We start from the raw sequence: 8,697 nt of genomic DNA on the forward strand, positions 1-8,697 counted from the left end.
TACATCGGCGCCCGCTTATGTTGTTAATTCGCGACTGGGGGTGGGGGGGGGGGGCCGCGGGGACGCCCCGCGGTCCTGGCATCCGGGGGCACGTCCCGGGGCGGCCGACGGCACGGCCCGCGGGCGGATCAGAAGGTGAGGACCTCGACGTCCCCGGCCTCGTCGGCCCCGCCGTCGTCGGCGGCGACCAGGCTCCGGAGCGTGATCTGCCGCAGGATCAGGTCGACCACGTCGGCGACGGTGTTGCCGCCGAACACGAAGGAGGGCGGGACGTCCGCGGAGAAGTCCGCCAGCAGCCGGTTGCGCAGCCGGACCGCGGTCAGCGAGTCCAGACCCAGCTCGTTCAGCCGCCGGTGCCCGAAGGTCGGGCGCAGCTCGTCCCGCTGGCGCGCCGTGAGGCCCAGCAGCTCGCCGGCGGCGGCCAGCAGTTCCTCGGTGACGGCGGCCCGCCCGGCCCGCGGGTCGCGCAGGGCGAGCTCGACCACCTGCTCGGCGGTGCGGTGCGCGGCCGGCTCCGCCGGCGCCTGCGGCGACCGCCCGTCGAGGGACGGCTCCGCGGCCCGCTCCGGGGCCAGGCCGCTCAGCAGGGTGTACGGCGGCCGCCGGTCGTCGGCGGCCGTGAACGCGGCCCAGTCGACCGCCGCCAGGCCCACCACCGGCAGGCCGCCGCCCAGCACGCGCCCGAAGGCCGTCAGGGCCTCGTCGGTGCCGATCCCGGTGATGCCGGCGCGGGCGAGCCGGGCGAGCAGCTCCGGGCGGGCGGCCAGGCCGGCCTCGGCCCACGGACCCCAGTTGATGCTGAGGGCCGGCTGCCCGTCGTGGCACCGCTGTTCGGCGAGAGCGTCCAGGAAGGCGTTGGCGGCGGCGTAGTTGGCCTGGCCGGCCGAGCCGGTCATCGAGGCGAGCGAGGAGTAGAGCACCAGGAAGTCGAGCCCGGCGTCGGCGGTCAGGGTGTGCAGGTGCTGCGCGCCCCGGACCTTGGGCCGCAGGACCTCGGCGAAGCGGCCGCGGTCGAGGTCGACCAGCGGGGCGTCGTCGGTGGTCCCGGCGGCGTGGACGACGCCGCGCAGCGGGGGCAGCTCCCGGCCGATCCGCCCGAACAGGCCGGTCATCGCCGGCAGGTCGGCCACGTCGGCGGGCCAGAGTTCGACCCGCACACCGGCGGCCCGCAGCTCCGCGACCTCCCGCGGGGGTTCGGCCGGCACGGAACGGCCCGTCAGCACCAGGCAGCGCGCGCCCAGGTCGGCGAGCCGACGGGCGGTGGCCAGGCCCAGCGCGCCGAGCCCGCCGGTGACCAGGTAGCTGCCGTCCGCCCGGACGGGCGCCGCCGGCGAGCCGCCGAGCGCGGCCTCCCGCAGCCGGGCGGCGTACCAGCGGCCGTCCCGCACCGCCAGGTGGCCGCGCCCCGCGAGGCCGGCGACCCGCGCCAGCAGTCCGGCCAGCGTCGGCGGGGTCCGGCGCGGTTCGAGGTCCACCTGGACGCAGGTGAGGTCGGGGTACTCGGCGACGACCGCCTTGGCCAGTCCGGTCAGCGGCGCCTGGCCGGCGTCCGGGCGGGTCGGCGCCTGCGGCACCCGCACCGCGCCGGTCGAGCAGACGACCAGGTCGGGCCGGTCCGCGCCGAACTCCCGCAGGAACCCGCGCAGGATCGCGAAGGCCGTGCCGGCGAGCACGACGGCGTCGTCCCCGGCGCTCTGGAGGACCAGTCCGGCGACCCCGTCCACCCGGCCGCGGGCCTCGGCGAACAGCCGGGCCACCGCCTCGTCCGAGGCGTCCGGGGCGATCAGCAGACCCAGGGCCGGGACGGCCGCCTCGGCGCACCAGCCGTCCACCAGCGACGCGTCCGTCCCGCAGACCAGCCAGGTGCCCGGCCGGCCGGCGGTACCCGCCTCCGGCGCCGGCACCCAGTCGGTGCGGTAGCCCCGCACCGCGGCCCCGGCCGCCGCTCCAGCCGCCGCTCCGGCCGCCGCCGCGATCCGCTCCGGCGCGACCGGCCGCAGCCGCAGCGCCTCGACGGTGGCCAGCCGTTCGCCGTCCTCGGACACCAGGTCCAGGTCGAAGGAGCGTTCGCCGTCGGCGCCGGTCCCGGCGTCCCGGGCCACGCACCACAGCCGCGCGGGCAGCGGACGGTGGACGGTGATCCGGTCGATGCCCACCGGCAGGAGCAGGTCCCCGGTGTCGCCGAGGAACGCGGCGGTCGTGTGGAAGCACGCGTCGAGCAGGACGGGGTGCGCCCGGTACGCCGCCCGGTCCTCGGCCGGGAGGTCCGCCTCCACCAGGCCGACGGCCTCCTTCCCGCCCGCCCACAGCGCCCGGAGGGCGCGGAAGGCCGGGCCGTACTGGAGGCCCCGGGCGCGCAGCGACCCGTACAGGGCGTCGACGTCCCGCTCGGCCAGGGCGGCCCGCAGGAGGCCGGGGTCGACCCGGGTGTCCGGGGCCGGCGCGGCGGGCCGGGCGGCCTCCACCGTGACGTGCCCCGTCCACGCGGCCGCCCCGGACATCCGCGCGAAGCCGCGGACCCGGTGGCCGTCCGGCAGGGGCTCGACGACCGCCTGGGCGGTGACGGGCGCGTCCTGCGGCAGGGCGAGGAAGGCGGTGAAGGACACGCCCTCCAGCGTCCGGGGCCCGTCACCGGCGACCTCGCGGACGGCCGCGTCGGCCCACTCCGTCATCGCGGCGGCGGGCAGCACCGGCCGCCCGGCCACCCGGTGCTCGTCGAGGTACCACGGCTGCCCGGCGGTCAGCGTGCGGGAGAACCAGTGGCTCCCGGCACCGGCCAGCTCGACCGGCGCGCCGAGCAGCGGGTGCCGTCCGTCGCCGCCGTCGGTGAACCAGTGCCGGGTCGGGGCGAGCGGGTGGCCCGGCAGCGGGACCGGCAGCGGCGGCCGGCCGTGCTCCCCGTCCCGGTCCCGCAGGACCCCGGCCCAGTCGACCCGTCCGCCCCGGACGTACCACTCGGCCAGCCCGCGCCGGAAGCGGCGGTCGTCGGTGTCGTCCCGGTGCAGCGTCGGCAGGCCGACGGCGTCGGTGAGCACGGCCTCGACGAGCGGACCGAGCACCGGGTGCGGCCCGCACTCGACGACGGTGGTGCAGCCGAGCGCGGCGAGGGCGGCCAGGCAGTCGCCGAACCGCACCGGTTCGAGCGCGTGCCGGGCGAAGTAGGCGGCCGAGAACTCCCGTTCGACGGCGCCGGTCAGGTTGGCCACCACGGGGATCCGGGGGGTACGGAAGTCGACCGTCGCGGCGATCCGCTCGAACCGCGCGACCGGCCCCTCCATCAGCGGCGAGTGGAACGCCCGGGTGCCGTGCAGCCGGGTGACCTTCGCGCCCCGCCGCTCCCAGTCGGCCGCCAGGTCGGCGGCCGCCCGCACCGCGCCCGAGACCACCACGTCCTCCGGCCCGTTGAGGGCCGCGAGCACCACCGAACGGTCCTCGGGAAGGTCCGCGCACAGCTGCGCGACCAGCTCGCGGCCGGCGTGGACCGCGTACATCGACCCGGCCTCCGCCAGCTCCTGCATCAGACCGGCGCGGGCGACCACCAGCCGGACCGCGTCGGGCAGGCTCAGCACGCCGGCGACGCAGGCCGCCACGTACTCGCCGAGGCTGTGCCCGGCCACGGCGTCGGGCCGCACCCCGCAGGCGCGCCACAGCTCGGCCAGCGCGTAGTCCACGGCGAACAGGGCCGGCTGGGCGAACTCGGTCCGTTCCAGGTCCAGCCGCGGGCCCGGGGCGTCGCACAGCGTCGGCAGCAGGGAGACGCCGAGCTCCGCGCGCACCAGCGCGTCGACCTCGTCGAGCGCCGTGCGGAAGGCCGCGTGCCCGAAGTACAGCGCCTTGGCCATCCCGGGGTACTGCGCGCCCTGGCCGGTGAACACGAAGGCCACCGGCCCGGGACCGCCGCCGTGCGCGACGCCGTGCACCACCGCGGGGGACGGCAGGCCGTCGCGGTACGCCTCCAGGGCCTCCGCGGCCTCCCGGTCCGACCGGGCCAGCACGGCGAGCCGGTGGTCGTGGTGCTGGCGCCGGGCGCCCGCCGTGTGGACCAGCGCGCTCCACGCCGGGGCGGCGCCGCCCTCCCCCGCCAGCACCCCGGCGTAGTCGGCGGCCAGCCGGCGCAGGGCGGGCCCGCTCTTCGCCGAGACCGGGAGGAAGGACCACTCGCCGCCCTCCGCGGCCTCCACCCGGGCCCGCCGGGCCGGCGCGCCGGAGAGGATCACATGGGCGTTGGTGCCGCCGAAGCCGAAGGAGCTGACGGCCGCCGCCCGGGCGGGGCCCTCGGGCCACTCCGTCGTCGCGCGCGGGATCCGCAGCCGGGAACCGTCCAGTCCGATCAGCGGGTTGACCGTGTCGACGTGCAGGGAGGCCGGGATCCGCCGGTGCTCCAGGCAGAGCACCGCCTTGATCAGGCCGGCCATGCCCGCCGCGGCCTCCAGGTGGCCGATGTTGCTCTTCACCGAGCCGACGTGGAGGTCCGGGCCGGCCGACCCGCCGTACACGGCGCGCAGCGCGCCCATCTCGATCGGGTCGCCGAGCCGGGTGCCGGTGCCGTGGGCCTCGACGTAGCCGACCTCCTCCGCGGTCAGGCGGGCGGACCGCAGGGCGGACCGCAGCACGGCCTCCTGGGACGGTCCGTTCGGCGCGGTCAGCGTGCTGCTGCGCCCGTCGGAGGAGACAGCCGAACCCTCGACCAGGGCGCGGATCCGGTCGTCGGCGGCGACCGCGTCGGACGCCCGCCGGAGCACCACGACGCCGCAGCCCTCGCCGCGCACGTAGCCGTCCGCCGCCGCGTCGAAGGTCTTGCACCGGCCGTCCGGCGCGAGCATGCCCGCCTCGGTGAAGACCGTGGTCAGCCCCGGGTCCAGGAGCAGGTTGACGCCGGCCACGACGGCGAGGTCGCACTCGCCGAGCCGCAGGCTGGTGCACGCCTGGTGGAGGGCCACCAGGGAGGACGAGCAGGCCGTGTCCACCACCTGGCTGGGGCCGCGCAGGTCCCACAGGTAGGAGATCCGGTTGGCCGCGATGCTCGACGCGTTGCCGGTCCCGTCGTGGGCCGTGACCGGGACGCCGGCCCTGGCCTGGAGCCGGCCGTAGTCGTTGGTGCTGATCCCGACGAAGACGCCCGTGCGGCCCCCGGCCAGCGCCTGCGGGTCCACGCCGGCGTCCTCCAGGGCCTGCCACACCGTGGTCAGCAGCAGCCGCTGCTGCGGGTCCGTCCGGCGGGCCTCGTCGCGGGAGACACCGAAGAAGGCCGCGTCGAACTCCTCGGCCCCGTCGACGAATCCGCCCCGGCCCGGCTCCCCGTGCTCCAGCCGGTAGCCGAGCAGACGGCGGTGCGCCGGGACCTCGGTCACCGCGTCCCGGCCGTCCAGCAGCAGCTGCCAGAACGCCTCGACGTCCTGGGCACCGGGCATCCGGCAGGCCATGCCGACGACGGCGATCGCCTCGCGGTCGTCGGCCGCCCCGGCGGATCCGGCCCGCTCGGTCCGGGCGGCCTTGTCGGTCCGCTCGGTCTTGTCGGTCCGCTCGGTCTTGTCCGTCCCGTCGGCCTCGTCGGTCTCGTCGGTCGAACCGGCCCGGTCGCCCGTGAGCGCGGCGGCCAGCGCCGCGACGGTGGGGTGGTTGTAGAGGTCCTTGGCGTCGACCGGGGCGCCGAGCCAGGCCCGGAGGTCGGCGGCGAGTCCGGCGAGCCCCGCGGAGTCGAGCCCGAAGGAGCCGAAGGGGGCGTCCTGCGGGACATCCCGGGGGGTGAGCCGGCGCAGACCGGCGATCCGCTCGGTCAGCCAGTCGGCCACGGCCTTCCTGGAGCGCTCCGGCGCGGCGTCCGCGGGGGTGTCGAGGACGGCCGCCACGGAGGAGACGTGGACCGGCTTGAGCCCGTCCTCCAGGAAGAGCCGCTTGCACTCCTGCCGGCGGACCTTGCCGCTCGACGTCAGCGGGAGCTGGGCCGGGCGGATCAGCACCACGGTCCGCGGGTCGAGTCCGTGCTCCTCGACGACGGCGAGCCGGATGCTGCGGACGACCTCGTCGCGGTCGGCGCCGCGGAATCCCTCCCGGGTCAGTTCGCTGACCACGACCAGCTGTTCGACGCCCTCGGCGTCCTCCACCGGGAAGGCGACGCCCTTGTCGCGTTCGAGGGCCGGGTGGGAGTCCGCGACGGTCAGCTCGATGTCGTGCGGGTAGTGGTTGACACCGCGGACCACGATCAGGTCCTTGCGCCGTCCGGTGATGTACGTGTGCGGGCCGAGCCGCCCGCCCAGGTCCCCGGTGCGCAGGTACGGGCCGCTGCCGTCGGCCAGACGGGCCCCGAAGGCGGCCTCGGTCGCCTCGGCGTTCCGCCAGTAGCCGGGGCTCACGGTGTCGCCGCTCAGCCAGAGTTCACCGCACTGCCCGTCGGGGACGGGGGTCCGGGTCTCCGGGTCGACGACCAGCAGTCCGGTGTCCGGCAGGACGTCGCCGTTGCTCGGCAGGAGGCGGCTTCCCGGCGCGCCGTCCGCCACGCGCCGCAGCCGTCCGCGCCCCAGCTCCTCGATGTCGAAGGAGGCGAGTCCCAGCGGCTCGTCGCGCCGGCGCACCGTCACGGCGAGCGTGGATTCGGCCATTCCGTAGGCCGGGGTGAAGATGTCGGCGCGACATCGGAACGGGGCGAACTCGGCGGCGAACCGCTCGATCGACTGCGGGCGAATCGGTTCGGCGCCGATCATCAGCGTGCGGAGCGCGGAGAGGTCCAGGCCCTCGCGGTCCTCGGGGCGGATGCGGTCGCAGCACAGGTCCAGCGCGAAGTTGGGGCCGAAGGTCAGCGCGGCCCGGTAGCGGGTGGCCGCGGCGAGCCAGCGCAACGGCTCCTGGACGAAGTCGATCGGCGCCAGCAGCACGTTCGTCGCACCGGCCCGCAGCGGGAACAGCAGGCCGGCCACCAGGCCGAAGTCGTGGAAGAGCGGCAGCCAGGACAGCGACACCTCGTCCGGCCCCAGCTCCAGCCCGTCGGCGAGCATGTCGAGCTGCTGGACGATGTTCCGGTGGGTGACCATCACACCGCGCGGGCGCCCCGTCGAGCCGGAGGTGTACTGGAGGTAGCCGACGTCGTCCGGGCGGAGTTCGGGCTCGCGCCAGTCCTCCGGGTCCGCGGCGGTGAGCTCACTGGTCGTCATCACGGCGCAGGAGGAGGGGAGTTCCTCGACCATCGACCGGACCCGGTCGGCCCCCACCACGGCGAGCCGCGGGTCGCAGTCGTCGACGATGCCTTCGACCCGGGCCCCCTTGCGGCTCCGGGTCGGCGGGAAGGCGGGCACCGCGATCGCCTGCGCGTAGAGGCAGCCCAGGAAGGCGACGGCGTAGTCGACGCCCTGGGGCAGCAGGATGAGCACGCGCTCGCCGGCCAGGCCGCGGGCCTGGAGCCCAGCGGCGAACGCCCGGGCGCGGCGGTCGTACTCGGCGAACGACAGCCGGTCGAGCTCGCTCTCCCCCTCGGCCAGCATGATGATCGCCGGCTTCTCCGGAAACTCGTCAGCTCGTGCACGAACATCATTGACAATGGACACGGAGAAATCCGGACGAGACTTTGTTGCCACGCTTTATCCCGCTTTCGGAGCAGCCTGAAGTGACACACGTGAAGCCGTGAAGGAAACCACTGGAAACCTGCCGGAACGGCAGTGAAAAGTACTCGGGCAGACAAAAGGAAGGGGAGGCGGCAACGCGCCTTCAACCCTCCGACCCGAGGCGGCCTCAGCAGATGCCGGGCATATCCGTTCGCATGGACAACACCACCCTCGACCACTCCCCCGTTTCGCACTCCGACCGGCCCGGGCTGCCGCGTGATCCGCCGCCCCACCCTGCCGGAGTCCATTGAATTGATGATCACCGTAATGAGCGACCAGGGGTGCGTCAAGCATCGTCGGAGTTCCTCACAAGCGAAATGCAAGACCACCTCTTCCCCGACACCTGTGAAGAAAGAGTGCGAAAGGGCGGCCAGCATGCAGAAAACGGGCATTGCCGCCATACGACCCCACCGGCCCCCGGGGCCCGAACCCCCGCCGCCCGACCCGGCCGCAACCGTCGGGTCGAGGTCGCACCGCCCGTACGCTGCACGAATCCAGCCCCACGGCAGCGGATCAGACGCTCCGTCAAGATCAAAGAACCGGCGGATACGGCTGGCGCTCCCTACCGAAGCGATCTATGCTCTGTTTCGGCCGCATGACCGAATGGGCTGCCCGACACGGGGAGGTGGGCACGGGGAGCCCGGTCGAATCGGATCGGCCCACGGGCCCCGCGCGGGGATTCGGCGGGAAGTCCACAGACGCATTCCCGCCCGAACTCGGGGGCGAGTTCCAGCACTCCGCGGCATTCCAGGTCGCCGCATCGACCACCCGCCGGGCCGGGTGGGGGAACAGTTTGAAACTGTTGGCGTGGACATTGCATGACAATGCGCGATCGCTGAGCCGTCAGAACTTCACAGGAGACGGCCCGTTCGGATTTCCTGCCACCGGCCACGGGGCCGCTTGATCCGGGATTCCCCGGACTCCTCGGGCATCCGCCGAGCCGTGGGCCCCACCGCACCGGGCGGGCGAGGAACAGCTTTCGACAATGGGGGACGACTGCATGACCGCGACTGACTACGCGTCGTTGGCGGAGAGAGCAGGCCGTGAGTTGGAGGAGGCCTCCGCGCAGGAGGTCCTCGCCTGGGCGGCCGAGACCTTCGGC

1 protein-coding gene is annotated in these 8,697 nt (G+C 75.2%); it reads right to left on the bottom strand.

From position 1 onward, the window contains the following. Positions 1-128: 128 nt before the first annotated feature. A complete protein-coding gene (locus tag ACFVHV_RS42400; RefSeq protein ID WP_380359021.1) occupies positions 129-7,568 on the bottom strand; it encodes a type I polyketide synthase in 7,440 nt (2,479 codons plus the stop codon). Positions 7,569-8,697: the final 1,129 nt, after the last annotated feature.

It is taken from the genome of Kitasatospora sp. NPDC127116, from assembly GCF_042677365.1.
Lineage (GTDB): Bacteria > Actinomycetota > Actinomycetes > Streptomycetales > Streptomycetaceae > Kitasatospora > Kitasatospora lactacystinica.